Source organism: Sphingomonas sp. SORGH_AS_0879 (assembly GCF_030819175.1).
Lineage (GTDB): Bacteria > Pseudomonadota > Alphaproteobacteria > Sphingomonadales > Sphingomonadaceae > Sphingomonas.
Genome location: NZ_JAUTBJ010000002.1, coordinates 539147 through 566067, shown reverse-complemented (window position 1 = coordinate 566067; position 26921 = coordinate 539147). Strand labels below are relative to the sequence as shown.

The following is a 26921-nucleotide window of genomic DNA, read 5'->3' as shown; positions in this document are numbered from 1 at the left end:
TGCCTGTCCCATATTCGCCTTTAAGAACGGGTTAGCACAAGGGGAATGCGCGGATCGCCCGGTCGTGCCGCTATCCCCCCGGCCTGTTTCACGGGCGTCTCGATCAGCCCCTGAGCGCCAGCATCGCTTCGATCGACCAGGCCCGGACCGCCGATATGGCGTCCGGCCTCAGATGGATGAAGCGCTGCCGACGATCGCGCGGATCCGCCGCACGCCGCACCAGTCCTTCGGCTTCCAGCGTGTTGAGCCAGCGCAGGCCGGTCGTCGATGCGACACCGGCGCCGATACAGGCCGACGAGGTCGAGATCGATCGACCCTCCACATTCGCGACGAACAGGTCGAGCACCATGTCCCATGCCGGGTCGGAGAACAGCCGCTGGTTGAAATGGCGCGCACGCGCGCGGCGCTGACGCAGATAGGTTTTCAACCATTCGGAAATCTCGCGATCGCCCGGCGATCCAGCGCGACTCCCACCACCATGCTCAGCAGGCAGGGAATCGACCACAGCGTGGCCAGCGCGGTGTAGATCTGCTGGTTGTACGGCCCCGCCAGCGCGGCGGCAGCGTGGCACAGCACGGTCAGAAGCTGCGCCGCCGTCATCCAGATCGGCCAGAAGGACCGGCTGATCAGCATGAGGTGGCCCAGACCGATCAGCAGACAGAAATCCACCGCCGCGACCGTCAGGTGCACCGAGCCCCAATTCCGATTCAGCTCCTCCGCGACGGCGGTCGCTATGACAGCCGCGAGCACCAAGGCTGCCGCCCATCGCGCGTCCCTCCCTCCAAAACATGCCGCGAAGATCAGGCTGGATACGGTGAGCAAGAGGAACATCGCTGGAACCATCGCTTGGACCAACACACCTACCCGCCCACCGTCAATGCCGGATCGATTCGATCAGGCCACAGCCCGCACGGGCTCGGCCAGCTTCGCATAATCCAGCGGCGTCGGCCCCGGACAGCCGAAGCTGGTTTCCGCGATGTTGCTGCGCCGCTGAACGCTGGTCATCAGGGACACCGCCGACGCCATGGTGCCACGCGCGGAGACCAGATCGGACTGGCTCTGGTGAACGGCGGCTAGGATCTTCTGCGTCTCGTTCACCGGAATATTGGTGTTGGTGCTCGCCTCGATGAAGGACAGCGTCAGGCGTGCCGCACTGCTCAGCGCCTCGTCATATTGGCGGATCGCGTTCCGGGTCGTCTCGGCCACCCGGGCGGCGTTATTCGGTTCGATGTTGAGCATGATACCTCCGGCCGGGGCTCAGCTCAACGCGTGCAGAGCCCCCACGAATAGAAGAATGAAACCGGCGGAAAACCCCGTCATGACACAGGCCACCCGCACCATCGCGAGCAGGCGCTCCTTTGACGACAAGCGATTGGGATGTCCGCCGATTGGCGGAAGCTTCAGGGTTTCCCTCCAGAACCCCTGCGGCTCCCGCTGCACCTCGTCTGCCTCAGCCTCGACGGTCGGTGGAAGCTGTTCCGGTGGTGATCCCAATCGTTGGGATAGCTCGAATTCCGACAGGATACGGGCCGCGACGCGCCGATCGCTGACCCCCAGCCTGGCGACCGCGGCCTTGATGTACGTATCGACGGAACCGGGCGCGAGGCCCAGGATCGGGCCGATCTCCTTGGATCGCAAACCCTGCCCGACCAGGCGCAAGCATTCCTTCTGCCGCTCAGACAGCAGCTTCGCCGCGTGCTCCAAGTTGCCCCCATTAACCATCGTGCACGATTATGACCCCAGGAGCGCTGGAAAGACAGGACATTCAGTCCGCCACCCGCGCTGGATCGCCCCCTTCACCGCGATTCGATCGGCGAGCCCAAATGGTTGCGACAACACGAATCATGCCCTGCGATTATCCTCGATCAACCCCACCGCAGATAGGAGCGGTTTCGGTGCCAGACCAGTCCATTCCGGTTGGAAATCCCGCAAGCTGATCCGGCGACCGGGCCATGCCGCGGCGGCGCGCGCGATCAAGGCACGGGGGGATCGGATATCCCGCGCCCACGCCGACGATCGATCCTGTGTGATTTGGGTAAGGGCGTGAGACGCCCTGAAACACCCCCGTGGTGGGTCCGCCGGGACTCGAACCCGGGACCTCTCGATTAAAAGTCGCTTGCTCTACCAACTGAGCTACGGACCCTCCATCGGGGTGAACGCGACCTAGGGGCGTGGACGCCTGCGGTCAACACCATGTCGCAATTGGCGGATGCGGCGGCCGTTCCACGGATCGCGCCACGCCCCCGCGATCGCCGCCAGGGGGTGGAGGACGAAGGCGCGCTGCGCATAGGCGATGTGGGGCACGGTCAATCCCGCCGAACGCCACCGCCCGCCCGACCACAGCACGATGTCCAGATCGATCACCCGCGCCCCCCAGCGCCGGCCGCGCCGTCGCCCGAAGTCGCGTTCGATGGCCTTCAACCGCGCCAGCATCTCGGGCGGGGTCAGCGGGCTGCGGACCAGCGCGGCGGCATTGGCGAAGGCGCGGATCGACGGGCCGAGCGGCGTGGTGGTGAGGATCGGCGACACCGCATAGACACCGTCCAGCGCCGCCAAGGCCGCGCGAACCTCGTCGCGCGGACCGCCATGCCGCCCGGGACGGTTGGAACCCAGTGCGATGGCATAGCTTGTCGTCGTCATGTCACCCGACTACCCGAGCGCGATGCCCGATGCATCCCTTCCCGCCGTCCCCGCGCCCCTGATCCCCATCCAGCCGCCGCGCGACTGCCCGCTCTGCCCGCGCCTGGCCACAGTGCGCGAGGTGGTCGCCGCCGAATATCCCGGCTGGTGGAACGCGCCCGTCCCGCCCTTCGGCGATGCCGATCCCTGGCTGGCGGTCGTCGGCCTCGCCCCCGGCAAGCATGGCGCACACCGGACGGGCCGCCCCTTTACCGGCGACGGCGCGGGGCCGCTTCTCTATGGCACGCTCGCCCGGTTCGGTCTGGCCGAGGGGAATTTCGAGGCGCGGGTCGATGACGGCCTGACGCTGACCGGCGCGGTCATCCTGAACGCGGTCAAATGCCTGCCGCCCGAGAACAAGCCGACGCCCGACGAAATCCGCACCTGCCGCCCCTTTCTGGAGCAGGAGCTGGCCGCACTTCCGGGACTGAAGGTCGTCATCGCGCTGGGCCAGATCGCGCACCAGTCGGTGGTCAAGGCGCTGGGCGGCAAGCTGCCCAAGGCCCGCTTCGCGCATCTGGCCGAACACCGGATGCCGGGCGGCGGGCCGGTGGTGCTCGATAGCTATCACTGCTCGCGCTACAACCAGAATACCGGCCGCCTGACACCCGAGATGTTCGAGGCCGTCTTTGCCCGGGCCGTGGAGTTGCGGGGATAATCCATTCCTCCCCTGCAAGGATTCCTCTGCGAAACGGCTGGCAATGAGGATGGTTGAGTGATTCACTGTGCGGGCAGGAGGGCATGGTGATGGTCGAGCAGCGATCGCTGGTGGAAGCGTTGATGGATCCGCGCTTGGGATCGAATGCGAAGCTGTCGGGGATCGAGCGGCTGATCGACTGGAGCCGGCTGGAGCCGCTGGTGTCGCCGCTGCGGCAGGGTCGGACGGGTCGACCGCCCTATGCGCCGCTGGCGATGGTCAAGGCGCTGTATCTGCAGGCGTTGTATGATCTGTCGGACCCCGGGCTGGAGGAGGCGCTGCTCGACCGGCTGTCGTTCCGGCGGTTCTGCGGCTTTGCGCTGGATGGCGGCACGCCGGACGAGACGACGCTGTGCCGGTTTCGCGCGGCTGCGGCGGCGGGGGACGTGCTGGAGCGCTGCTTTGCCGAGATCAACCGGCAGCTGGATGCGCAGGGGCTGGTGCTGCGGCGGGGGACGATCCTTGATGCCTCGGTGGTCAAGGCGACCCGCAAGCCCCCGCGCGGGGACGGGATCGCGCCGGGTGATCCGCACCCCCAGGAGCCGGGTGCCGACTGGACGCGCAAGGACGGCAAGCCGGTGTTCGGCTACCGCTTCCATATCGGCATGGACGAGGGCTCGGGCCTGATCCGCAAGCTGGCCTTCACCTCGGCCAGGGTCCAGGATGTCGAACGGGCCGACGCGCTGGTCTGCGGCGACGAAGGCGCGGTCTATGCCGACCGGGCCTATGAGGGCCAGGCGCGTCGCAAGGCCCTGAAGGCGGCCGGGATCAAGGATCGCATCATGCATCGCCGGCACCGCTACATGCCAAAGCTGCCGCGCTGGCAGGCCCGGCGCAACCACCTCATCGCCAGACGGCGCGCCCCTGTCGAGGCGGTCTTCAGCGCCATGAAGCGCCTCTACGGCAAGGCGCGCACCAGATGCCTGTCGATCGAGCGGAACGCCGCAGACTTCCTCGCCTTTGCCACCATCTACAATCTCAGACGCGCCGCCATCCTTGCCGCTGGCTGAGCCGGGGCGATCCTGCCCCTCCAAACCGGCCAGCCAAAGCTGACCAAGGCCCGTACCGGATCCCTGCAGCGAAAGCCTCGCCCAGATCCTCTGTCACAAATGAGCCGTTTCGCAGAGGAATCCTGCAAGGGAAGGAACAGGTTCAGATATCCTGCACCAGCCGCCCGTAGAGTTCCGGCCGCCGGTCGCGGAAGAAGCCGAACGCCGCGCGGTGGCGCTTCACCCGGTCGATATCGAGCGTGGCGACGATCGCGCCCTCTTCCTCGCGACCCAGTTCGGCCAGGATGTCGCCACGCTCGTCGCAGATGAAGCTGGTGCCGTAAAAGGTCTGGCCATGTTCGCAGCCGACCCGATTGGCCGCGACGATCGGCACGACGTTGGACACCGCATGGCCGACCATCGCCCGCCGCCACAGCCGCGCGGTGTCGAGGCTGTCGTCATGCGGCTCGCTGCCGATCGCAGTGGGGTAGAACAGGATCTCCGCGCCCATCAGCATCATCGCGCGCGCCGTCTCGGGATACCATTGGTCCCAGCAGATGCCGACACCCAGCTTGGTCGCGGGGCCGTCCCACACCTTGAACCCGGTATTGCCGGGGCGGAAGTAGAATTTCTCCTCATATCCCGGACCGTCCGGGATATGGCTTTTGCGATAGACCCCCGCGACCTTGCCGTCAGGATTGATCATCGCCAGCGAGTTATAGTGGTGCGGGCCGTCCGCCTCGAAGAAGCTGGTCGGGATGTGGACCTTCAACTCGGCGGCGAGTGCCTGCATCGCCAGCACCGCCTTATGCTCGGCGGTGGGCTTGGCATTGCTGAACAGCCCTTCGTCCTCGACGCGGCAGAAATACTCGCCCTCGAACAGTTCGGGCGGCAGGATCACCTGCGCGCCTTTGGCCGCCGCCTCGCGGACAAGGCGGGAGACCTCGGCGATGTTGCGGTCGATATCGGCGGTGAAGGCCAGTTGCAGCGCGGCGACGGTGATCTGGGTCATGGCGACGCCCTTTAATGGCTCAACTTTCCTCCGTCACGCGCCGAGTGCCAAGTCGCGCCCGCAATTCGTCGAGGAAGGGGCCGGGCTCGTCCAGCCGCAAGGCGATCCGCCGAACCGGCACAGGCCGCCAGCGCGAACGCGGCGGCAGCGGCTGGGCGAGACGCAGGATCAGATTCGGCCAGGCGAGCAGCGCGACGTTCCAGCTGTCCCCGGCGCGGACCGTCTTGCCACCCGGATTCGCCGCCACCTCGGCGATCGCGTCATAGGGGATCGTCCGGTCGACCAATATCCCGGCGCGGATTCGCACCCCCGTTTCGGTCAGCAACACAGGCGCGAGTCGCAGCGACTTGATCAGGCCGATCAGATAGACGAGCGACACATCGCTGATGACGAACAGGATCAGCGCCAGCGCCCGGTTCCAATGCGCGACCAGCAGATGCGTCACCCCGATCTCGACACAGGACAGGAGAAGCAGCGCGATCATCATCGGCTGAAGATGCCGGTGATAGGCGAAGCCGGTCGCCCCCGGCGGCACATCCGGCGCGGCGTTCCAGCGGAACAGCGCGAGATGCAGCAACCGCGCCTCCGCCACCGCGAAGCGGGCGAAGGGCCGAGGAAAGACCTCGGCGAGCAGGGCGACCCAGCGTTCCGAATCGCAGCGGTTCCAATGCCGCACCCGCTCGACCACCCGCCACAGCCCCCAGCCGCCATGCAGCGCGATGGCGAAGACCGGCACCGCCAGTGCCCAGGGCATGGTGAGCAGCGCCGTGCGGATCGGGGGTGGCGACAGGCTGAACACCGCCATTCCCGCCGTCGCCAATGCCGCGATCCCCGCTCGCCAGCCCGGACGGCGATCACGCGCGATCAGGCCCAGCATCATCGCATCCGATGCGATCCACAGGAACAGCAGCGCCGCGATACGGGAATAGGCCAGGGCGACCGGCAGGCGGAGCAGCGCCGCTGCGCCTATGATCACCATGGGAGGGACGATCGCCGGCGGACTGAGGCGACGGGGCGAGTCGGTCGAGCGGGCGATCATCATGGCGCATTCCCTCCGTTGAGAAGAGGGTATCGGACCAGACGCCACGGGTCACGGGATTCTTCCTCCCTTCCGTTCAGCCTGAGCGAAGTCGAAGGCCGAACGGGGGTTGGGGGCGTGCCTCGCAAGCAAAAGGCCCGCGCTCTCTTCCGAAAGCGCGGGCCCTCTACCCCCGAACGGGATCAGCGCATCACCGCGCCGGAATCTGCTGCGAGATACAGTGGAAGCTGCCGCCGCCGGTCAGGATCGCATCGGCGCGCAGGCCCACCACTTCGCGGTCGGGGAAGATCGCCTGGATCGCCGCGACGCCCGCCGCGTCATTCTCGCTGCCATAGATGGGCACGACCACCGCCGCATTGCCGATATAGAAGTTCATATAGCTGGCGGGCACGATCTCCTCGTCGCGAAGCACGCGGCCCGGCGACGGGATGGTCACGACCTCCAGCCCGGCGGCGATCGCGTCGCGCTTGGCGACCATATAGACCTGCCAGTTGGGATCATTCTCCGCCGCTTCCGGCAGCGCGATCCGGTTCGGCCCGACGAAGCGCGCCAGATTGTCGACATGCCCGTCGGTATGGTCGTTGAGCAGCCCGTCCCCCAACCACACCACGCGGGTCAGCCCCAGATCCTTCGCCAGCCGCGCGGTGATCGCCTCCTCGGTCAGTTCGGGATTGCGATTGGGGTTGAGCAGGCACTGGCGCGTGGTGACGACCAGTCCGGTGCCGTCCCCGTCGATCGCGCCGCCCTCCAGCACCCAGTCGCAGCGCGTCGCGGCGATCCCGCGATCCTCGGCCAGCCGCCCGCCGACCGTATCGTCGCCGGGCAGGTCGTATTTCCCGCCCCAGCCGTTGAAGCGGAACAGCCGCGCCGTGCCGTCGCCGGTGACGATCGGCCCGGTATCGCGCAGCCAGATGTCGCCGAAGGGCTGCACCACCACATCGGCGGCATCCCCCGCCATGGCGCGCGCCGCATCGGCGGCTTCGCCATCGGCGGCGACCAGGATCACCCGCTCGCCCCGGCCATCGGCATGCACCGCGCGGGCAAAGGCCAGCACCTCCGCGCGTGCGGGCTCCAGATCCTCTTCCCACAATTCCGGATGGCTGGGGAATCCGATCCATACGGCCTCATGCCGGGCCCATTCGGGCGGTGGAGGCGTGGTCACGGGCATCGTGGTCACTGGGCATTCTTCCTGCTTTGATCGCGAATACCGCGAAATTCGGCGGTGGGATACCAGTTGGGCCACAGGCCCGGCCGGTCCGCCAGCGTCCTGCCCAATTGATAATAGACCGTCAAATCCTCGACCGCGCCCGACCAATCCCAGTTGGGATCATATTCATCGGCGGGCTTGTGATAACGGTGCGCGACATAGTCCTCGCTCGCCTTCTTGCCCGCCGCGACGCCGCCCATCACCTTGTCCTGTCCCGACCCGCCGTCGAGCATCGGAACCCCCTGTTTGGCGAAGGAGAAATGGTCGGACCGGTAATAGCTGCCCCGCTCCGGGTTCGCTTCCTCACCGATATAGCGGCCTTGCGCGCCGACCAGCCCCTTGGCCAGATCCTCGATCTCGGACTTGCCCTTGCCGACCAGAACGAAGTCCTTCGAGCGCCCGGTGACGTTCAGCCCGTCCATGTTCACCCCGCCGACCGTGCGGGCGAGCGGGAACACCGGATGTTGCGCATAATAGCCAGAACCAAGCAGTCCGCTTTCCTCCGCCGTTACCGCCAGAAAGGCGATGGAGCGCTTCGCCGGCCCCGCCTTGGCCTGCGCCTCGGCCAGCGCGACCAGGCCCGCCACGCCGCTCGCATTGTCGAGCGCGCCGTTGCAGATATCGTCGCCGTCCACCGCGTCGCAGCGGCCCAGATGATCCCAATGCGCGGAATAGAGGACATAATCCCCCGGCTCGGTGGTGCCGGGCAGCAGGCCGATGACATTCTTCGACGCCTGACGCCGGATCGCGTTGGTGAAGCCGCCCGACAGGGTCAGGCCCAGCGGCACCGCCTTGAACCCCTTGGTCTGCGCCGCCTTGGTCAGCGTGGCGAGGTCCTTGCCCGCCGCCTTCAGGATACGCTCGGCCATCGCCTGTTGCAGCCAGCCGATGATCTGGCTCTGGTCCATATGGTCGCCCGCCTCGTCCAGTTCGAGTTGCGGTCCGGTCCACGACGACTGCACCACCGCCCAGGGGTAAGCCGCGGGTTCGGTCTGGTGCACGATCAGCGCGGCGGCGGCGCCATGTTTGGCGGCATTCTCGAACTTGTACGGCCAGCGGCCATACCAGGTCATCGCCCGCCCCTCGAACGGGCCCTCGCGCCCCATGGTCTGCCAGTCGGCGTCATTGACCAGGATGACCACCGTCTTGCCACGCACATCGACCCCGGCATAATCGTCCCAGCCCTTTTCGGGCGCGGTGATGCCGTATCCGACGAAGACCATCTCGCTGGTCGTCAGGTCGATGCGCGGGGTCACGCGATAGGTGCCGACGACCATGTCGGTGCGATAGGCGAGCGGGATCGGCGCGCCCTTGCCCTTGACGGTAAAGGGCTGAACGTCGGTGGCGGTGATCTCGACCATCGGCACGTCCTGGGTCCAGCTTCCCTTGTTGCCGGGTTTCAGCCCCGCCTTCTGGAAGCGGTCGATGATGTACGCGACCGTCTTGTCCTCGGCGGGGGTGGTGGGCGCTCGGCCTTCATATTCGTCGGAGGACAGGGTTTGCGTGACCGTCTTCAGCGTATCGACCGAAATGGCGGGCTGCTGCTGCGCGATGGCGGTGCCCGAGAGCAGAAGGGACAATAGGACCAGACGGCGCATGATGAACTTCCCCTTTGTTATGCTCGCCTTGTGCCCGGCGTCGGGGTTCGGGGCAAGCTTGCCAAAGGGCGGCGGGGGCTTCAGTCTGGCGATATGAAAAAGCTGTCACCTCCGGCCGTGCTGGTCATATTCGGCCTTATCGGCCTGCTGTTCGGCAAGTTCGGCCTGTTCTTTCCCTTGGGAATGGCCGCCGCCGTCATCGTCGCGATCGTGCAGAACAAGCACGCGAGTGGATAGCCTGGGTGGCATGTGGCCGAGGTGTATCGACCCGATCTACAGGGTAGAGGACGGCTCCAGCTTAAGCCCCAGGAACGCCGTGCCAGGTAACGGATTATAGGACACCGCCTCGGCCGGAACGAAGCCGAACTCGGCATAGAGCTTTTGCGCCTGCGTAAACTCCGCCAGCACGTCGAGGCGGATTTCCGAATAGCCCGCCGCGCGGGCTTCTTCGATCAACCGCTTCACCAGTCCATGGCCCAGCCGTTCGCCGCGCGCCCTGGGCCGCACATAAAGGCGCTTCATCTCGGCGATGGCCGGGGTCACCCGACGAAAGGCGATGCATCCGTCGATGGCGCCGCCCCGATCGGCGAGCAACACGCACCCCGCTGGCCGAGCATATTTGCCGGGAAGCACGGCGAACTCCGCCTCATTGCCCTGATAGTCCAGGCTGACGCTCGGGCTGGCGACAAATTCTCGCCAAATGTCCAGCACGGACGTCGCGTCTTCGGGAAAGCGGGCGGGGCGGATGATCGTCATGGCCATCACGGCTCGCCAGGATTCGTGGCGGAATCACGACGACAGCTTGACCGATCATGACATATCCAGAACGAAAAAAGGCGGCCCCGAAGGACCGCCTCTTCGCATTCGGTAAGACCCGAAAACTTAGCGCGAATAGAATTCGACGACCAGGTTCGGTTCCATCTTCACCGGATAGGGCACCTCGTCCAGCGTCGGCACGCGGGTCAGCGCGACCTTGGTGTTGCCGTCGGCGGTGACGTAGTCGGGCACTTCACGCTCGGCGAGCTGCTGTGCTTCCATGACCAGCGCCATTTCGGTCGCCTTCGAGCCCAGCGAAATCTCGTCGCCGACGAAGCAGCGACGCGACGCGATGTTGCACTTCACGCCGTTGACGCGGATGTGGCCGTGGCTGACCAGCTGGCGCGCGGCGAAGATCGTCGGCGCGAACTTGGCGCGGTACACGATCATGTCCAGACGCTGCTCGAGCAGGCCGATCAGGTTCTGCGAGGTATCGCCCTTCATGCGGGCGGCTTCCTGATAGCAGGCCTTGAACTGCTTCTCGGTCACGTCGCCATAATAGCCCTTCAGCTTCTGCTTGGCGCGAAGCTGCAGACCGAAGTCCGACATCTTACCCTTGCGACGCTGACCATGCTGGCCTGGGCCGTATTCACGCTTGTTGACCGGGCTCTTGGGACGACCCCAGATGTTCTCGCCCATACGGCGGTCGAGCTTGTACTTTGCGCTCTGACGCTTCGACATGTATATTCCTTAGCAACTACGAACGACGTTGGTCCCGGTATCGCACCATGCCCGTCTTTGTGAGACAAGCGCAGGCCCACCGCTTCACCGGGATGCGGGGGCAATTGCGAAGGGGCGCGCCTAGCGGACAGGCCCACCCGAGTCAAGCGAAGCGGGGATCAGTTGCCTTGCGCGGTGGTCATGCGACTGGCCGCATCCTCGACATCCTTGCGCGCATTGGCGGCGATCATGTCCCACTCCTCGCGCGTGTGGCAGACGCGACGTCCGCCCAGCCGGGATCCCGTGGTCCCCTCACTGCGACAGATCGTCCTTTCCTTGTCCTTCACCTTGGGCGGCGCGGGCGTCGGTTGAACCTCCTGCCCCGTCAGGGCCAGCAACAGCCAACCGGTCAGCATCGTCCTATCTCCCGTCGGAACAGCATGTTCGGCAAGCTAACGCGATCCGTCGCCCCATCGCAAGCCGGGCTGGACAGCAGGGACGCCGCCCGGCAGAGCCCTTCCCATGACTCATATCCTCGCCGGACCCGATTGCACGACCATGGCGGAGGTCCGCGCAGGCGTGGACCAGACCGACCGTGAGTTGGTCGCACTGCTGGCGCGCCGCTTCGCCTATATGGATGCCGCCGCGCGGATCAAACCGACCCGCGACCGGGTGCGCGACGAAGACCGCAAGACCCAGGTGATCGAGCAGGCGCGCGCCGAGGCGAAGCGGCTGGGTGTGCCCGAGGCGGTAATCGCGGAGATGTGGGAAACGCTGGTCGAGGGATCGATCGCCTATGAACTGGCGACGTTCGACCGGACGCGCGGGTAACGGCCCCCTTACCCAAGCTCCGTTCAGGCTGAGCGAAGTCGAAGCCCAAGGGACAAGCTCCGCCGAACACCCCGATCGGCGTGGGCTTCGACTTCGCCCAGCCCGAACGGAGGGATGGTTACCGGGCTGAACGGGGCTTTGGGATTTGCCCCCTTACCGCTGGCGGGGCCGCGCCAGCGTCGAGAGCACCCCGCGCAACGTGCGGATTTCCTGGCTCGACCAGCCGGGCTTGGTCAGCAGGGTGCGCAGCGTGCGCTTGGTCGCGGGCGTGCGATCCTCCGGGAAGAAATAGCCCGCGCCGTCGAGCATATCCTCCAACTGGTCGATCATCCCGTCCAGTTCACCCTGCGGCGCGACATCCGGCAATGCGACCTCGGGCGGCTGGGCCAGCGCCATGCCCTTCGACCATTCATAGGCGATCAGGATCACCGCCTGCGCCAGATTGAGGCTGCCGAATTCCGGGTTGATCGGCACGGTGACGATCTTGCGCGCGATCGCCACGTCGTCGGTCTCCAGTCCCGAGCGCTCCGGGCCGAACAGGAAGGCGGCGCGGCCGGTCGTATCGGCATGGATTTCGCGCGCGGCCTCTTCCGGCGTGACGACCGGCTTGGTCACGCCGCGCTTGCGGACGGTGGTGGCATAGACCTGCGAGCAATCGGCGACCGCCTCGGCGACGCTCTCAAAGACCTTGGCCTGTTCCAGCACGATGTCCGCACCCGAGGCCGCGGGCCCCGCCTGCGGATTGGGCCAGCCGTCGCGCGGCGTGACGAGGCGCATCTCGACCAGCCCGAAATTGAGCATGGCGCGCGCCGCCTTGCCGATATTTTCGCCAAGCTGCGGGCGGACCAGGACGATGACGGGGGGTTGGCTGTTCGACAAAACTCAATCTTCCGTTCGCCCTGAGCGAAGTCGAAGGGCACGTTCGGAGTGCGGTATCGCGGCTTCTTTGAGTGTCGTCCAGTCCGATGCGATCAACGCGCTCTTCTCGGTGCGGGACCAGCCTTTGATCTGGCGTTCGGCGGTCAGGGCTTCGTGGCGGGTGGGGAAGTCCTGGGTCCAGGCCAGTTCCACCGGGCGGCGGGTCTGGGTGTAGCAGGGGAGGTCGCCGGATTGATGCTGGGCGATGCGGTGTTCGAGATTGTCGGTATGGCCCGTGTAGAAGCTGCCGTCCGAGCAGCGGAGGATGTAGCCGTAGAAGGCCATTGTCCGGTTCCCATCGACCAATCGCCCGATGCTATCGCGACAATGGTTGGGGGCAAGGCATTCCCTTGGGCTTCGACTTCGATCAGCCTGAACGGCTGTCTTTGCCAAGCCCAGAATACCCATCTCCGTTCAGGCTGAGCGAAGTCGAAGCCCATGCCCGAACCCCACCACACGCCTACTCCCCCTTGGGCGCGACCTCTTCCACCGTCCCCGCGAACGCCTCGAAATCCTTAGCCTCGCCGAACTCGCGGTACACGCTGGCGAACCGGATATAGGCGACCGAATCGAGACCTTTCAGCCCCTCCATCACCATCTCGCCGATGCGCTTGGAGGACACTTCGCCCTCGCCGCTGGTTTCCAACTGGCGCTGGATGCCGGACACGAGCTTCTCCACCCGCAGCGGATCGATCGGGCGTTTGCGCGTGGCGATGGCGATGGACCGAAGCAGCTTCTCACGGTCGAACGGCTCACGCCGATCCTCGCTCTTCAGCACGAACAGTTCCCGCAACTGGATGCGCTCGAAGGTGGTGAAGCGCGCGCCGCAGCCTTCGCACTGGCGGCGGCGGCGGATGGCCGCCCCATCTTCGGTGGGGCGGCTGTCCTTTACCTGACTGTCTTCATGGCCGCAGAAGGGGCAGCGCATTCAGGCCTTCTTCTTTGCCTTGAAATAGGCGTAGCCGGCACCCGCCGCCGCGCCCAGGACCGGGCCGACGAACGGCACCGGGATCGCGACCACGGCGCCGAGCGCGCCCCATTTCGCCATGCTCTTGCCCAGGCCCGGCGTCGACTTGATGTCGTTCTGGACTTCGGAAATCTTCTGGTCGATCTTGGCCATCGGTAACGTCCTTATCCCTGATAGATCGGAAAGCGCGCGCAAAGCTCACGCACACGGGCACGAACGTTCGCCTCGACCTCCGGGTCCCCATGTTCGCCCTTGGCCTTCAAACCGTCGAGCACATCGGCGACCATATGGCCGATCTGCTCGAACTCCGCCGGGCCGAAACCGCGCGTGGTCCCGGCAGGCGAGCCGACGCGAATGCCGCTGGTCTTCATCGGGGGCAGCGGATCGTTGGGGATGCCGTTCTTGTTGCAGGTGATGCCCGCGCGCTCCAGCGCCTCGTCGGCGTCGCGGCCGGTGATGCCCAGCGGGGTCAGGTCGACCAGCGCCAGATGCGTATCGGTGCCGCCCGCGACCAGGTTCGCCCCGCGCGACTGGAGCGTCGCCGCGAGCACGCGGGCATTCTCCACGACCGCCGCGATATAGGTCTTGAATTCGGGCTGGAGCGCCTCGCCGAACGCGACCGCCTTGGCGGCGATGACGTGCATCAGCGGGCCACCCTGAAGGCCGGGGAAGACCGCCGAATTGATCTTCTTCGCGATGGCCTCGTCATTGGTCATGATCATGCCGCCGCGCGGACCGCGCAGGGTCTTGTGCGTGGTCGTCGTCACGACATGCGCATGGCCGAACGGGGTCGGGTGCAGGCCGCCCGCGACGATGCCCGCGAAATGCGCCATGTCGACCATGAAATAGGCGCCGACCTCATCCGCGATGGCGCGGAACTTGGCGAAGTCGATGACGCGGGGATAGGCCGATCCGCCCGCGATGATGATCTTGGGCTGGCTCTCGCGCGCGATCCGGGCGACTTCGTTATAGTCGATCATGTGCGTTTCGGGATTGACGCCGTACTGGACCGCGTTGAACCACTTGCCCGACAGTGCCGCCTTGGCGCCGTGGGTCAGGTGCCCGCCCGCATCAAGCGACAGGCCCATGATCGTGTCGCCGGGCTTGGCCAGCGCCAGCATGACAGCGCCGTTCGCCTGCGCGCCCGAATGCGGCTGGACGTTGACGAAGTCGCAACCGAAAATCTGCTTGGCGCGGTCGATCGCAAGCTGCTCGACCTCGTCCGACGGGGCGCAACCCTGATAATAGCGCTTGCCCGGATAGCCCTCGGCATATTTGTTGGTGAAGACCGAGCCCTGCGCCTCCATCACCGCCTTGGAGACGATGTTCTCGCTGGCGATCAGTTCGATCTGGGTCTGCTCGCGCTCCAGTTCGTGGCTAACACCGGCAAAGACGGCGGGGTCGGCATCGGCCAGGGTGCGGGTGAAGAAACCGGCGGGCTGGACGTCGTTAAGCGTGCTCATGGGGTGCATATCCTCGGGCGTTCAATTCTGGGCGGGCGCGGCGGTCAGCATGTCGACGCGACGCTGATGACGTCCGCCCTCGAACGGGGTGGACAGGAATGTGTCGAGGCAGGCCTTGGCCATTTCCTCGCCGATGACGCGCGCGCCCATGGCGATGGCGTTGGCGTCGTTATGCTGGCGGGCGAGCGCCGCCGACAACGGCTCGGACACCAGCGCGCAGCGGCAGGCGGGGTTGCGATTGGCCGCGATCGAAATGCCGATGCCCGAGCCGCACAGCGCCACGCCGCGCTCGGCACGGCCATCGGCCAGTGCCTCAGCCACCGCCCGGCCGAAATCGGGATAATCGACGCTTGTCGTGCCGTCCGTGCCGAGGTCTAGCACCTCATGCCCCTGTTCGCGCAGCCAGTCCGCCAGCACGGTCTTCAAAGAGACGGCGGCATGATCGGATGCGATCGCGATGCGCATGGGACGGGCGCTCCTGACGGGGTAGGAATGGAATGGGTGCGCCTTTACGCGCGCTCGGAGCGGATGGCTACCCCTTCGGTCGCGGAACGTGGGACGGGGTACGGCGGTTCTGCGCCGGATGAAGCGCATCCTGATCCTGTCCGCCCTGATCACCCTCACCGCCTGCTCGCGCGAAACGCCGGAGGCCGTGAACAATACCGCCGCCGCCTCGGTCGGGGGCCCCAGCGCGACCGCCACGGCGGGTCCGGCGGGAGATGGATCGACCTTCACCGGTATGCCCAAGGCCAAGGCCCCGGATTATGTCGGTCGCTGGATCGGGGTGGAAGGGATGTATCTCTATATCAAGCACGCCGCGACGCCGGGCCGCTATCGCATGGAAATGCAATGGGATCTCGACCATAAGGGCGAGTTCAAGGGCGATGCGGTGGGCGACACCATCGTCTTCGAACGCGACGGCGTGCGCGAGACGCTACGCCCCACCAATGGCGATGCGACGGGGCTGAAATATCTGGCGGGCAAGACACAGTGCCTGACGGTGAAGACCGGCGAGGGTTATTGCAAGAAATAACCCCGATCCTCCCCGGCACGGGGAGGGGGACCATGCGCAGCATGGTGGAGGGGGAGCGCCACACAGGACGGCCTTCGTCGAAGCCCCCCTCCGTCAGGCCTTCGGCCTGCCACCCCCCGTGCCGGGGAGGAAAAACCCAACTTACGCTGCCATCTTCAACTCGAGTCGCTCCCAAATCTCGACCAGCGCCGAGACCAGTTCCGCCATCATTGCTCCGTCATGGGCGGGCCCCGGCGTGAAGCGCAGGCGCTCGGTGCCGCGCGGCACGGTCGGGTAGTTGATCGGCTGCACGTACACGCCATATTCGGCGAGCAGGATATCGCTGATCTTCTTCGCCTTGACCGGGTCGCCGACCATCACCGGCACGATATGCGTCTCGCCGATCATCACCGGAAGGCCAGCGTCGCGCATCATCGCCTTGAGCTTCGCCGCGGCGGCCTGCTGGCCCTCGCGCTCGACCGAACTTTGCTTGAGGTGGCGCACGCTCGCCAGCACGCCCGCGACCAGCACCGGCGACAGCGAGGTGGTGAAGATGAACCCCGGCGCATAGGAACGGATCACGTCGACGATCATCCGGTCGGCCGCGATATAGCCGCCCATCACCCCGAACGCCTTGCCCAGCGTCCCCTCGATCACGGTCAGCCGGTGGGCGACCTGGTCGCGCTCCGAGATACCGCCGCCGCGCGGGCCGTACATGCCGACCGCGTGCACTTCGTCCAGATAGGTCAGCGCATTATATTTGTCGGCGAGATTACAGATCGCCGCGATCGGGGCGACATCGCCCTCCATCGAATAGACGCTCTCGAACGCGATCAGCTTGGGCACCGCCGGATCGGTCGCCGCCAGCAATTCCTCTAGATGCGCCAGGTCGTTGTGGCGGAACACCTGCTTCTCACACCCCGAATTGCGGATCCCCGCGATCATCGAGGCATGGTTGAGTTCGTCGGAAAAGATCACGCAGCCGGGCAGGATCTTGGCGAGCGTCGCCAGCGTCGCCTCGTTGGAGACATAGCCGCTGGTGAACAGAAGCGCCGCTTCCTTGCCGTGCAGGTCGGCGAGTTCGCCTTCCAGATCGACATGGTAATGCGTGTTGCCGCCGATGTTGCGCGTGCCGCCCGAGCCTGCGCCGACATCGTGCAGCGCTTCCTCCATCGCGGCGATGACCTTGGGATGCTGCCCCATCGCCAGATAGTCGTTGGAGCACCAGACCGTAATCGGCTTGGGTCCGTTATGCCCGGCGAAACACCGCGCATTGGGGAACATGCCCTTGTTGCGTAAAATGTCGATGAAGACGCGGTAACGTCCCTCGGCGTGCAGGCGGTCGATCGCCTGGGTGAAGACGCGGGAATAATCCACGCGCGCGTCCGTGCCCTCGATGCTCATGGGGTCGCAATGTAGGCCGAAGACGTAAATGAATCGAGTCGGGAACTGCGCTTACTGTGATCGATCATGGTGGACATATTGTCCCACGGATCGAAGGGTTCCCGATGCGGATGGTTCGCAACGTTCCTCCCCCCCACCCAACCTCCGGTCAGGTACCCCGCCGTTCGCACTGAGCGAAGTCGAAGTGCATGGGGTGGGTTCGCGGTGAGGCTTTCGCTTGGGCTTTCCCTTGGGCTTCGACTTCGCTCAGCCTGGCCGGAGGTGAGGGGGTTACAGTGCCGCGATGCGCGAAAAGCCCCGCGCCGCCAGTCCCGGTCGCAACGCGGCCTCGCGCTCGCCCAGATGCGTGAACACCGCCACACCCTCGCCCGCCGAGTCGGGCCAGTCCTGCCCCTGGGTGAGGAACGCGATTCGCCGCGCGATTCCGGGCCCGCCATCGACGAAGCGCACCGCATGGGGCGCCGCCGCCGCCAGCTCCGCCTCAACCAGCGGGAAATGGGTGCAAGCATTGACGATCACATCGACATGCTCGCCCCCCTCCTGCCCGAACAGCCCGTCCAGCACCGCCACGAAGGACTCGCGCGACAGCGGCTCACCCCGCAGTTTCGCCTCGGCCAGTTCCACCAGTTCCGCCGAGCCATGCCGGATCACCCGGCAATCGCCCGCGAACCGTGTCGCGAGATCGTCGACATAGGCCTGCCGCACCGTCGCGCGGGTGCCGAGCACGCCGATGGTCCGCGTCTCGCTCATCGCGGCGGCAGGCTTGATCGCGGGCACCGTGCCGACCACCGGCAGATCGAGCGCGGCGCGCACGGCGGGCAGAGCGATGGTCGAGGCGGTGTTGCACGCGATCACGATCAGGCGCGGTCGATACCGCTCCGCCAGCCGCCCGAGCAGCGCGGGGACGCGCCCCGCAATCTCCGCCTCGCTCTTCTCGCCATAAGGAAAGCCCGCGCTATCCGCGACATAGACGAAGGGCGCGGTCGGCAACGCCTCTCGCGCGGGCCCCGCGATCGACAGTCCGCCGACGCCGGAATCGAAGAACAAAATGGGTCGCACGTCGCTCATCGCCGCCTTGTAAGCGGCTTGGGCGAGCGAAACCAGCATGTCGCCGGATTGGACAGACGATGACCGATGTTCTATGTCTGTACCCGGAGCACAGGGGAAGACCATTGCCGACCGAAATCATCTGGGGGCCGCCGACCTGGGCTTTGCTGATCGGCTATCTGCTGGGATCGATTCCCTTCGGCATCATCCTGACGCAGGCAACGGGCGCGGGCGACCTTCGCAAGCTCGGTTCGGGCAATATCGGCGCGACCAACGTGTTGCGGACGGGGCGCAAGGGGCTGGCCGCCGCGACGCTGATCCTCGATCTGTTGAAGGGTGTCGCCGCCGTTCTGCTGGTGCGTCATTGGCTGCCGGGTGAGGAAGTGCTGGCGGCGGCGGCGGCGTTCATCGGCCATTGCTATCCGATCTGGCTCAAGTTTCGCGGCGGCAAGGGTGTCGCGACGCTGATGGGCGTCGTCACCGCGCTCTACTGGCCGCTAGGTGTCGTCTATGCGGTGGTGTGGCTGGGGCTGCTCGCCATCGTCCGCATCTCGGCGGTGGCCGGAATGGCGGCGGCGATCAGTGCGCCGCTCGCCGCGGCGGTGATGGGGCGGTTCGACCTGGTCCTCCTGCTGATCGCGCTGGCGCTGATCGTCATCTGGAAACATGGCGCGAATATCGAGCGGTTGCTCGCCGGGACCGAGCCGCGCATCGGTCGCAAGAAGCCGTGAGCGACGCCCGGTTCGCGCAGCTTCGGCTGTTGCGGACGCACGGCATCGGGCCCGTCACCTGGCGGCAATTGATGGCGCGCTTCGGCGATGCGGCGGCGGCGCTGGAGGCGCTGCCCAGTCTTGCCCGGCGCGGCGGCGGCGAGGCTCCCAAGGCTGCCGATCCCGCGCTGATCGCCCGGGAGATCGAGGCGGTCGGACGGCTTGGCGCACGGCATGTGCTGTTGGGCGAGGCCGACTATCCCACTTTGCTGGCAGAGCTGGATACCGCCCCGCCCGCGCTGATCGTGCGCGGCGACATGGGGCTGGCGCAGCGCGGCGGGGTGGCGTTGGTCGGTGCCCGCAACGCCTCCGCCGCATCCTGCCGCTTCGCGCGCGGATTGGCGCACGATCTGGCCTCGCACCGCGTCCCCGTCACCTCCGGCCTCGCACGCGGGATCGACACGGCGGCGCATATCGGCGCGCTGGAGGGCGGGACGATCGGCGTCATCGCCAGCGGCATCGACATCGCCTTCCCGCCCGAAAACGCGCGGTTGCAGGAGGAGGTGGCTACACGCGGCCTGCTGATCGCCGAACAGCCGCCGGGAACGCAGCCGCTCGCCCGCCACTTCCCCTCGCGCAACCGGATCATCGCCGGGCTCGCGCAAGGCACGGTGGTGGTTGAGGCCGCACCGCGTTCCGGCTCGCTCATCACCGCCCGGTTGGCGGGCGAGGCGGGGCGAGAGGTCATGGCGGTGCCCGGCCACCCCGCCGATCCGCGCGCGCAGGGGTGCAATATGCTGATTCGCGAGGGCGCGACGCTGATCCAGTCGGCGGGGGACATCCTCGAACAGATCCGCCCGATTGACCCGCGCATGGTCCGCGCACCGGGCAGCATCTATACGCCGCCGCTTCCCCAAGAGGCGAGCGATGCCGACCGCGCCCGCGTCACCGACCTGCTCGGCCCGGTGGCGGTGACGGTCGACGAACTCATCCGCCAGAGCGGGCGCCCCCCGGCGATCGTCCAGACGATCCTCTTGGAACTGGAACTGGCCGGACGGCTGGAGCGCCATGCCGGGGGCCGGGTGGCGCTGGGGTAAGCGCGTCGCGTGGCCTTCGACTTCGCTCAGGCTGAACGGGTGGTGGTATGTGCGACCTATATCCCAGGCGCCGTTCAGCCTGAGCGAAGTCGAAGGCCACGTCCCGCCGTCCGCCACGCACCCGCCAACCCGCTTGACGGCCCCCCGCCCCCTCCCCATCCTCGCGTACACACGTAAGGGACGTAGTTTTACCACTCATGCAGCTTGTCATCGTCGAATCGCCCGCCAAGGCGAAGACCATCGAGAAATATCTGGGTTCGGACTACCGCGTCCTGGCGAGCTATGGCCATGTCCGCGACCTGCCGCCCAAGGACGGCTCGGTCGACCCGGACCAGAATTTCGCGATGGAGTGGGAGAATTACGCGGACAAGGCGCGCCAGCTCAAGGCGATCGCCGACGAGGCCAAGAAGGCCGACCGCCTGATCCTGGCCACCGACCCCGATCGCGAGGGCGAGGCGATTTCCTGGCATGTGCAGGAGGTGCTGAAGAACCGCAAGGCGCTGCCCGACAAGGTCGAGCGCGTGACGTTCAACGCGATCACCAAGCCCGCCATCCTCCACGCGATGCAGAACCCGCGCGAGTTGGATACCGACCTGATCGACGCCTATCGCGCGCGCCGCGCGCTCGACTATCTGGTGGGCTTCACGCTGTCGCCGGTGCTGTGGCGCAAGCTGCCCGGCGCCAAGTCGGCGGGGCGCGTCCAGTCGGTGGCGCTGCGCCTGATCGTCGGGCGCGAGCGCGAGATCGAGGCGTTCAAGCCCCAGGAATATTGGTCGGTGACGGCCGATATGGAGCAGGACGGCACGCCCTTCGTCGCGCGGCTGGTCCAGTGGGAGGGCAAGAAGCTCGACCGCCTGTCGATCGGCACGCAAGGCGACGCGACCCGCGCCAAGGCGGATGTCGAGGCGGGCCGTTTCCAGGTCCAGTCGGTCGAGACCAAGCCCGCGACGCGCAATCCGCCGCCGCCCTTCACCACCTCCACGCTGCAACAGGAGGCCGCGCGCAAGCTGGGCTTCTCGGCCGATCACACCATGCGGATCGCGCAGCAGCTCTATGAGGACGGCGCGATCACGTACATGCGTACCGACGGCGTCCAGATGGACGGGTCGGCCATCTCGGCGGCGCGGAAAGCCGTGGCCGATCGCTATGACGCCTCCTATGTCCCCGACAAGCCGCGCGTCTATCAGTCCAAGGCGAAGAACGCCCAGGAAGCGCACGAGGCGATCCGCCCGACCGACTTCTCGCGCGATCGTGCGGGTTCGGGCGATCATGGCCGCCTCTACGACCTGATCTGGAAGCGCGCGCTGGCGAGCCAGATGGCCTCGGCGCGGATGGAGCGGACCACCATCGACATGGCCGACGGCACCGGCCGCCATTTGCTGCGCGCGACCGGCCAGGTCGTGCTCTTCCCCGGCTATCTGGCGCTCTATGAGGAAGGCCAGGACGACAGCCAGGACGAGGAGGCGCGCCGCCTCCCCCGCCTGCGCGAAGGCGATGCGCCCGCCAAGAAGGAGGTCAAGGCCGAGCAGCACTTCACCCAGCCGCCGCCGCGCTTTTCCGAAGCGTCGCTGGTCAAGCGGATGGAGGAACTCGGCATCGGGCGTCCGTCCACCTATGCCTCGATCATCAAGACGCTGAAGGACCGTGCCTATGTCCGCGTCGAGAAGAACCGCTTCTTCGCCGAGGAGAGCGGGCGGCTGGTGACGGCGTTCCTGGAGCGCTTCTTCGAGAAATATGTCGGCTACGACTATACCGCCGAGCTGGAAGAGGAACTGGACGACGTGTCCGGCGGCCGCGCCCAGTGGCAGGCGGTGCTCGACGCCTTCTGGCGCGACTTCAAGCCGCGCACGTCCGAGGTGATGGAGCAACAGCCCTCGGCGATTACCGCCGAACTGGATCAGTTTCTCGCGCCCTATCTCTTCCCGGAAAAGGCGGACGGATCGGACCCGCGCCTTTGCCCCAATTGCGGCGAGGGCAAGCTGGCGTTGCGCGGCGGTCGATTTGGCGCGTTCATTGCCTGCTCCAATTACCCCGAGTGCAAGTTCACCCGCCGATTCGCGCAGGGCGGCGAAGGCGCGGGCGAGGATTCGGGGCCGGAAACGCTGGGCCAGGACCCCGAGACCGGGCTGCCGGTCGAGCGCAAGTCCGGGCGATTCGGCCCTTATATCCAGCTGGGCGAGGGCAAGGACGCCAAGCGCGCTTCGATCCCTAAGGATGTCGATCTCGATCTGGAATGGGCGCTCAAGCTGCTCAGCCTGCCACGCACCATCGGCAACCACCCGGAAACGGGCGAGCCGATCACCGCGTCGATCGGGCGCTATGGCCCCTATCTGGCGCATAGCGGCAAATATGCGCGCCTGACCTCGACCGCCGAGGTGTTCGAGACGGGCATGAACGCCGCCGTGGTCAAGCTGGCCGAAGCCGCAGCGGGCGGCGGACGCGGGGCGCGCACGACGGCGTCGCGCGAACCGCTGAAGATACTGGGCAAGCATCCGCGCACCGAGGCGGAGATCAAGCTGATGGAAGGCCGCTATGGCCCTTACGTCACCGATGGCGAGACCAATGCGACCATCCCCAAGACGGTCGACAAGGACCAGCTGACGCTGGAAGAGGCCGCGCAACTGATCGACGCGCGGGCGGCGGCGGCTCCGGCGCGCAAGAAGCCGACGAAGAAGGCCGCAGCCAAGAAGGCACCTGCGAAGGCGTCGGCGGACAAGAAGACGCCGGCCAAAAAGGCTCCGGCGAAGAAGGCGGCCCCGAAGAAGACGGCACCCAAGGCGACGGCGGGCGAAGGCTGATCCCGGCCTTCCCTGCCGGGGCAGTCAACGCGCGGTCGTGAGAGGGTTCAGGCCGCGCGCATCTGCTGCATGCCGCCCTGAAGAAAGGCGCGGGCCTGACGCTGCGCTTCGGCGATCTCACGCGCGGTCATGTCGCCGGCGATTTCCGAGCGTGCGATCTGCCCGGGCAGGAAGCCCGCGACCGCCGCCAGATTGAACCATTTGTGCGCCTCGATCAGGTCGATGGCCGTGCCGCCCGACCCGGTCGAATAGGCGACCCCCAGATCGTACAGGGTCGCGCCGTCATCGCTCGCGACCCGATCGGCATACCGGCTTTCCATCAGGAAATGCGCGGACTTGCTGCTATTGGCCATGTCCCACCCTTTTGCCGGACATCCTGTGTCCGAGGGTTAGCCTATGGCCAAAACGGTCACAAATTCGTTAACTCGTTAACCATCCGATATAGCGATATTGTCGATCAGCCTCGCCGATCCCATGCGGGCGGCGGCCAGCAGGCGGCGGGGGCGGTCGGCGGCGGGATCGGGGACCAGCGTCTCGGCATCGGCCAGCGCGACATAATCCACCTCGAACCCCGCGGCGGTCAGCGTGGCGCGCGCATCGGCCAGAACGGTGGCGACATCCTCGCCCCGCCCGATCGCGCGGGCCGCGACGCCCAGCGCGCGGGGCAGCGCGACGGCCTTGGCCCGCTCTTCCTCGTCCAGATAGATGTTGCGCGACGACAAAGCGAGGCCGTCATCTTCACGCTGGGTCGGCACGCCGACCACCTCGATCGGAAAGTCGAGATCGGCGACCATGCGACGGATCACCGCCAGCTGCTGGAAATCCTTCTCGCCGAAATAGGCGGCATCGGGGCCGATCTGGTTGAACAGCTTGGCGACGACGGTGCCGACTCCGTCGAAATGGCCGGGGCGCGATTCGCCGTCAAAGCCTTCGCTGACGCCCGTGACGCGAATGTTGGTCGCATGGCCCTCCGGATACATGATCTCGACGCTGGGCATCCAGACCAGGTCGCATCCCGCCTCGTTCAGCATGCGCAGGTCGGACGCTTCACGCCGGGGATAGCGGCCCAGATCCTCGCCCGCGCCGAACTGCTTCGGGTTCACGAAGATCGACGCGACGACCCTGGTCCCCGGCCGCTTCGCCGCCTCGATCAACGCGATGTGACCGGCATGGAGCGCGCCCATGGTGGGCACCAGCGCCACGCGCGCGCCCTCGGCCCGCATGGCGGCGAGCGCCGCGACCAAGGCTTCGCGATCCCGAATGACTTGCACTGATTTTACCCCTCGTTCCCCAGGCCCAGGGCTTCTATGAAGGGTGGCAACGGGGATCAATAAGGAAGCGACGAGTTGCCGGAACGGCTATCTTCAACCCATGTGATCGTGTTTGCCAATGAAAAGGGTGGCACTGGCAAATCGACGACGGCGGTTCACGTGGCCATCGCTCTGGCCGCGAAGGGCGCGCGCGTGGCGTGCCTTGATCTGGATCACAGGCAGCGGACCGTGGGCCGATATCTCGACAATCGGGCCGAGACGATTCGGCGCACCGGCCATGCCCTGCCCATGCCGGTCCACGCGACGCACAGCAGCCAGACCGAGGAAGGATTCGAGGAACTCTGGTTCCGTCTCTCGCACGATGCCGACTTCCTGATCGTCGACACGCCGGGCCGCGACGACCATTTCGCGCGCACCGCGGCGGCGCTGTCGAACACGCTGGTCACGCCGATGAACGACAGCTTCGTCGATTTCGACCTGATCGGACAGGTCGACCCGGAGACGTTCCAGGTCACCCGCCCCAGCTTCTATTCCGAACTGATCTGGGACGCGCGCAAGCAGCGGGCACGGGCGGACGGCACCACCATCGACTGGGTCGTGCTGCGCAACCGGCTCCAGCATATCGAGGCGCGCAACATGCGCCGCGTGTCCGACGCGCTGCTCCAATTGTCGCGGCGGGTCGGCTTCCGGGTGATCCCCGGGCTGGGCGAGCGCGTCATCTATCGCGAGATGTTCCCCAACGGCCTGACCATGATCGACGCCAAGGAATTCGGCGCGATGGGGCTGGGTCATGTCGCCGCGCGGCAGGAATTGCGCGAGATGATGGCGGCGCTGCAACTGCCCGAAGCCTGGGCGGAAGAGGGAACGCCGGACGCGAAGGCCGCTGCCGCCGCCAGCCCGGCGGCATGACGGCGCGGCGGATGCTCGGAGCGTGAAATGGCTGATCGCGCTGGCGGTGATCTGGCTGGTGTGGCGCTACATGCCGCGTCCGGCCAGGTCCGCCCCCAGGCCCCGCCTGCCGCGTGACGAGGCGGAGGCGCTGGCGGTCCTCGACCTGCCGCCCAATGCCGATGCCGACGCGATCCGACAGGCGCATCGGCGGCTGGTGGCGCAGGTTCATCCCGATCGCGGCGGCTCGGCTGACCTGACGCGCCGGGTCAATGCGGCGCGCGACCTGCTGCTGGACCGCCGCCATGGGTGATCGGGGGGCCGAACGGGTCGCCGCCATCCACCCCAGCGCTTGCCGCGAATATGATGTGCGCGGCACCGTTCCCGAGACGCTGGACGAAGGCGCGGCCTATGCGGTCGGGCGGGGCTTCGCGACGCGGGTGCGCCGGGCCGGGGGCACCCGCGTCGCGGTGGGGCGCGACGGGCGGCTGAGTTCGCCCGCGCTGGAGGCCGCGTTGGTCGAGGGGCTGACCGACAGCGGGGTCGACGTCGTCCGTCTGGGCCTGGGCCCCACGCCGATGGTCTATTTCGCCGAGGCGACCCTAGGGGTGGACGGCGCCGTACAGGTAACGGGCAGCCATAATCCCCGCGACGACAATGGCTTCAAGATGGTCCTTCGCCATCGCCCCTTTTTCGGCGAGGACGTGCAGGACCTGGCGCGCATGGCCGCCGCGCGCGACTGGACCCAAGGAACCGGCGTGGTCGAGGATCGCAACATTCTCGACGCCTATGTCGACCGGCTGATGGCGGGCTATGCGGGCGGCGAGTATCGCATCGGCTGGGACTGCGGCAGTGGCGCGGCGGGGCCGGTCGTGGAAAAGCTGGTCCAGCGCCTGCCGGGTGAGCATCACACGCTGTTCACCGATGTGGACGGTCATTTCCCGCATCATCACCCCGATCCGACGGTCGAGGCCAATCTAGACGCGCTGAAGGCACTGGTCGCCGAGAAGCGGCTCGATTTCGGATTCGCTTTCGACGGCGATGGCGACCGGATCGGCGCGGTCGATGGTCGGGGGCGGGTGATCTGGGGCGACCAGATATTGATGCTGCTGGCGAGCCCCGCCCTGGTGGATCATCCCGGCGCGCCGATCGTCGCGGATGTGAAGGCCAGCCAGACGCTGTTCGACCATATCGAACGCCTGGGCGGCCAGCCGGTGATGTGGAAGACCGGCCACAGCCTGATGAAGTCCAAAATGGTTGAAACCGGTGCTCCGCTGGGTGGCGAGATGTCGGGCCATATGTTCTTCGCGGGCGAATGGTACGGCTTTGACGACGCGCATTACGCCGCGATCCGCCTGATCCGCGCGGTGCATCTCGCGGGCCGATCGATGACCGACTTGCGTGGTGCGATGCCTGCGACGGTCGATATCCCCGAGACGCGGATCGCGGTGGCGGAGGCGGACAAGTTCGCCTTGGTCGAGCGGGTGGCGGCGGCGCTCGCCCAGGACGGCGCGGAGGTCAACGATACCGATGGCGTCCGGGTGCGGACGGCGGATGGCTGGTGGCTGTTGCGCGCCTCCAATACCCAAGCCGCGCTGACCGTGCGGGCCGAGTCGGGGGACATTACGGGACTGGAACGGGTGTTGGCGGAAATGGACCGCTATCTGTCGGCACAGGGGGTGCGGCGGTAGTTCCGGCGCGTGCAGGTCGTGGCCTTCGACTTCGCTCAGGCTGAACGGCCTTTGGTACGTTGGATCAAAATCCCCCCGCTCCGTTCAGCCTGAGCGCAGTCGAAGGCCAAGGGGATGGCTTTCCCAA

33 protein-coding genes and 1 tRNA gene are annotated in these 26921 nt (G+C 66.7%); 11 read left to right on the top strand and 23 right to left on the bottom strand.

The window, feature by feature from the left end:
* Positions 1-103: 103 nt before the first annotated feature.
* The 6 genes from QE379_RS03320 to folK all read right to left on the bottom strand — a co-directional run bounded on the left by QE379_RS03320 (position 104) and on the right by folK (position 2640).
* Entirely contained in the window at positions 104-427 is a 324-nt protein-coding gene (locus QE379_RS03320; protein ID WP_306997808.1) for a hypothetical protein, read from the bottom strand.
* The gene (locus tag QE379_RS03315) at positions 424-831 is read right to left on the bottom strand and encodes a hypothetical protein (protein ID WP_306997806.1); all 408 of its coding nucleotides are present in this window, start codon (positions 829-831) and stop codon (positions 424-426) included. The genes QE379_RS03320 and QE379_RS03315 overlap by 4 nt, the downstream gene beginning before the upstream one ends.
* 63 nt (positions 832-894) lie before the next feature.
* Positions 895-1239 (bottom strand): hypothetical protein, encoded by a 345-nt coding sequence (locus tag QE379_RS03310; protein WP_267435290.1) that lies wholly within the window; start codon positions 1237-1239, stop codon positions 895-897.
* An 18-nt stretch (positions 1240-1257) separates the two neighbouring features.
* Positions 1258-1704 (bottom strand): helix-turn-helix transcriptional regulator, encoded by a 447-nt coding sequence (locus tag QE379_RS03305; RefSeq protein WP_306997804.1) that lies wholly within the window; start codon positions 1702-1704, stop codon positions 1258-1260.
* Between the two features lie 363 nt (positions 1705-2067).
* Positions 2068-2143: transfer RNA gene (locus QE379_RS03300), tRNA-Lys, on the bottom strand.
* Positions 2144-2163: 20 nt separating this feature from the next.
* A complete protein-coding gene (gene folK, locus QE379_RS03295) occupies positions 2164-2640 on the bottom strand; it encodes a 2-amino-4-hydroxy-6-hydroxymethyldihydropteridine diphosphokinase (RefSeq protein ID WP_306997802.1) in 477 nt (158 codons plus the stop codon).
* A gap of 22 nt (positions 2641-2662) precedes the next feature.
* Here folK and QE379_RS03290 point away from each other — a divergent pair, with 22 nt between their 5' ends.
* Positions 2663-3337: a uracil-DNA glycosylase gene (locus tag QE379_RS03290; RefSeq protein WP_306997799.1), complete on the top strand. Its 675-nt coding sequence runs from the start codon at positions 2663-2665 to the stop codon at positions 3335-3337.
* 53 nt (positions 3338-3390) lie between these two features.
* Complete coding sequence (locus QE379_RS03285; RefSeq protein WP_306997743.1) at positions 3391-4386, top strand: IS5 family transposase; 996 nt, start codon at positions 3391-3393, stop codon at positions 4384-4386.
* Between the two features lie 142 nt (positions 4387-4528).
* Here QE379_RS03285 and aguB read toward each other — a convergent pair whose 3' ends face one another.
* From aguB to QE379_RS03265, 4 genes are all read right to left on the bottom strand, one after another.
* A complete protein-coding gene (gene aguB, locus QE379_RS03280) occupies positions 4529-5377 on the bottom strand; it encodes an N-carbamoylputrescine amidase (RefSeq protein ID WP_306997797.1) in 849 nt (282 codons plus the stop codon).
* 19 nt (positions 5378-5396) lie between these two features.
* On the bottom strand, positions 5397-6356 hold the full coding sequence (locus tag QE379_RS03275) for a hypothetical protein (RefSeq protein WP_306997795.1): 960 nt from the start codon (positions 6354-6356) through the stop codon (positions 5397-5399).
* Positions 6357-6606: 250 nt separating this feature from the next.
* Positions 6607-7584: an agmatine deiminase family protein gene (locus tag QE379_RS03270; RefSeq protein ID WP_307003063.1), complete on the bottom strand. Its 978-nt coding sequence runs from the start codon at positions 7582-7584 to the stop codon at positions 6607-6609.
* A 5-nt stretch (positions 7585-7589) separates the two neighbouring features.
* Positions 7590-9221 (bottom strand): M28 family metallopeptidase, encoded by a 1632-nt coding sequence (locus QE379_RS03265; RefSeq protein WP_306997792.1) that lies wholly within the window; start codon positions 9219-9221, stop codon positions 7590-7592.
* Between the two features lie 93 nt (positions 9222-9314).
* On the opposite strand from QE379_RS03265, the gene QE379_RS03260 reads away from it, so the two are divergent.
* On the top strand, positions 9315-9458 hold the full coding sequence (locus QE379_RS03260; protein ID WP_306997790.1) for a hypothetical protein: 144 nt from the start codon (positions 9315-9317) through the stop codon (positions 9456-9458).
* A 36-nt stretch (positions 9459-9494) separates the two neighbouring features.
* Here QE379_RS03260 and QE379_RS03255 read toward each other — a convergent pair whose 3' ends face one another.
* The 3 genes from QE379_RS03255 to QE379_RS03245 all read right to left on the bottom strand — a co-directional run bounded on the left by QE379_RS03255 (position 9495) and on the right by QE379_RS03245 (position 11113).
* The gene (locus QE379_RS03255) at positions 9495-9983 is read right to left on the bottom strand and encodes a GNAT family N-acetyltransferase (RefSeq protein WP_306997788.1); all 489 of its coding nucleotides are present in this window, start codon (positions 9981-9983) and stop codon (positions 9495-9497) included.
* Between the two features lie 120 nt (positions 9984-10103).
* Positions 10104-10718 carry a 30S ribosomal protein S4 gene (gene rpsD / locus QE379_RS03250; protein ID WP_267435281.1) on the bottom strand — a complete coding sequence of 205 codons (615 nt, stop codon included), beginning with the start codon at positions 10716-10718 and terminating at the stop codon, positions 10104-10106.
* 158 nt (positions 10719-10876) lie between these two features.
* On the bottom strand, positions 10877-11113 hold the full coding sequence (locus tag QE379_RS03245) for a hypothetical protein (RefSeq protein ID WP_306997786.1): 237 nt from the start codon (positions 11111-11113) through the stop codon (positions 10877-10879).
* Between the two features lie 106 nt (positions 11114-11219).
* On the opposite strand from QE379_RS03245, the gene QE379_RS03240 reads away from it, so the two are divergent.
* Entirely contained in the window at positions 11220-11528 is a 309-nt protein-coding gene (locus QE379_RS03240; RefSeq protein ID WP_306997784.1) for a chorismate mutase, read from the top strand.
* Between the two features lie 153 nt (positions 11529-11681).
* On the opposite strand, the gene QE379_RS03235 is transcribed toward QE379_RS03240, so the two are convergent.
* From QE379_RS03235 to rpiB, 6 genes are all read right to left on the bottom strand, one after another.
* The gene (locus QE379_RS03235) at positions 11682-12407 is read right to left on the bottom strand and encodes an RNA methyltransferase (protein WP_306997782.1); all 726 of its coding nucleotides are present in this window, start codon (positions 12405-12407) and stop codon (positions 11682-11684) included.
* A gap of 3 nt (positions 12408-12410) precedes the next feature.
* Entirely contained in the window at positions 12411-12731 is a 321-nt protein-coding gene (locus QE379_RS03230; protein WP_306997780.1) for a GIY-YIG nuclease family protein, read from the bottom strand.
* 175 nt (positions 12732-12906) lie between these two features.
* Positions 12907-13374, bottom strand: coding sequence for a transcriptional regulator NrdR (gene nrdR, locus QE379_RS03225; RefSeq protein ID WP_306997778.1), 468 nt, complete (start codon positions 13372-13374; stop codon positions 12907-12909).
* Positions 13375-13566: a hypothetical protein gene (locus QE379_RS03220; RefSeq protein WP_306997776.1), complete on the bottom strand. Its 192-nt coding sequence runs from the start codon at positions 13564-13566 to the stop codon at positions 13375-13377.
* Positions 13567-13577: 11 nt separating this feature from the next.
* Positions 13578-14885, bottom strand: coding sequence for a serine hydroxymethyltransferase (gene glyA / locus QE379_RS03215; protein WP_373461711.1), 1308 nt, complete (start codon positions 14883-14885; stop codon positions 13578-13580).
* A gap of 12 nt (positions 14886-14897) precedes the next feature.
* On the bottom strand, positions 14898-15341 hold the full coding sequence (rpiB, locus tag QE379_RS03210; protein WP_306997772.1) for a ribose 5-phosphate isomerase B: 444 nt from the start codon (positions 15339-15341) through the stop codon (positions 14898-14900).
* A gap of 118 nt (positions 15342-15459) precedes the next feature.
* On the opposite strand from rpiB, the gene QE379_RS03205 reads away from it, so the two are divergent.
* Positions 15460-15909 carry a hypothetical protein gene (locus QE379_RS03205; protein WP_306997770.1) on the top strand — a complete coding sequence of 150 codons (450 nt, stop codon included), beginning with the start codon at positions 15460-15462 and terminating at the stop codon, positions 15907-15909.
* 141 nt (positions 15910-16050) lie between these two features.
* Here the strand turns inward: QE379_RS03205 and hemA are convergent, their stop codons facing one another.
* Both hemA and murI read right to left on the bottom strand, forming a co-directional pair.
* On the bottom strand, positions 16051-17292 hold the full coding sequence (gene hemA, locus QE379_RS03200; protein ID WP_373461710.1) for a 5-aminolevulinate synthase: 1242 nt from the start codon (positions 17290-17292) through the stop codon (positions 16051-16053).
* Positions 17293-17562: 270 nt separating this feature from the next.
* Positions 17563-18360 (bottom strand): glutamate racemase, encoded by a 798-nt coding sequence (murI, locus tag QE379_RS03195; RefSeq protein WP_307003059.1) that lies wholly within the window; start codon positions 18358-18360, stop codon positions 17563-17565.
* Positions 18361-18464: 104 nt separating this feature from the next.
* Here murI and plsY point away from each other — a divergent pair, with 104 nt between their 5' ends.
* The 3 genes from plsY to topA all read left to right on the top strand — a co-directional run bounded on the left by plsY (position 18465) and on the right by topA (position 22944).
* Complete coding sequence (gene plsY / locus QE379_RS03190) at positions 18465-19070, top strand: glycerol-3-phosphate 1-O-acyltransferase PlsY (RefSeq protein ID WP_306997769.1); 606 nt, start codon at positions 18465-18467, stop codon at positions 19068-19070.
* Complete coding sequence (gene dprA, locus QE379_RS03185) at positions 19067-20146, top strand: DNA-processing protein DprA (RefSeq protein ID WP_306997767.1); 1080 nt, start codon at positions 19067-19069, stop codon at positions 20144-20146. Before plsY ends, dprA begins: the two co-directional genes overlap by 4 nt.
* A gap of 197 nt (positions 20147-20343) precedes the next feature.
* Positions 20344-22944: a type I DNA topoisomerase gene (gene topA, locus QE379_RS03180; protein WP_306997765.1), complete on the top strand. Its 2601-nt coding sequence runs from the start codon at positions 20344-20346 to the stop codon at positions 22942-22944.
* Positions 22945-22991: 47 nt separating this feature from the next.
* On the opposite strand, the gene QE379_RS03175 is transcribed toward topA, so the two are convergent.
* Together QE379_RS03175 and panC are read right to left on the bottom strand one after the other, a co-directional pair.
* The gene (locus QE379_RS03175) at positions 22992-23297 is read right to left on the bottom strand and encodes a hypothetical protein (RefSeq protein ID WP_306997763.1); all 306 of its coding nucleotides are present in this window, start codon (positions 23295-23297) and stop codon (positions 22992-22994) included.
* Between the two features lie 75 nt (positions 23298-23372).
* Positions 23373-24215 (bottom strand): pantoate--beta-alanine ligase, encoded by an 843-nt coding sequence (panC, locus tag QE379_RS03170; RefSeq protein ID WP_306997761.1) that lies wholly within the window; start codon positions 24213-24215, stop codon positions 23373-23375.
* Between the two features lie 75 nt (positions 24216-24290).
* Here panC and QE379_RS03165 point away from each other — a divergent pair, with 75 nt between their 5' ends.
* The 3 genes from QE379_RS03165 to pgmG are packed head-to-tail and all read left to right on the top strand — an operon-like array spanning position 24291 to position 26794.
* On the top strand, positions 24291-25124 hold the full coding sequence (locus QE379_RS03165) for a division plane positioning ATPase MipZ (RefSeq protein WP_306997760.1): 834 nt from the start codon (positions 24291-24293) through the stop codon (positions 25122-25124).
* A gap of 22 nt (positions 25125-25146) precedes the next feature.
* The gene (locus QE379_RS03160) at positions 25147-25416 is read left to right on the top strand and encodes a DnaJ domain-containing protein (RefSeq protein ID WP_306997758.1); all 270 of its coding nucleotides are present in this window, start codon (positions 25147-25149) and stop codon (positions 25414-25416) included.
* Positions 25409-26794: a phosphoglucomutase/phosphomannomutase PgmG gene (pgmG, locus tag QE379_RS03155; protein ID WP_307003057.1), complete on the top strand. Its 1386-nt coding sequence runs from the start codon at positions 25409-25411 to the stop codon at positions 26792-26794. Before QE379_RS03160 ends, pgmG begins: the two co-directional genes overlap by 8 nt.
* The last annotated feature ends 127 nt before the right edge of the window (positions 26795-26921 follow it).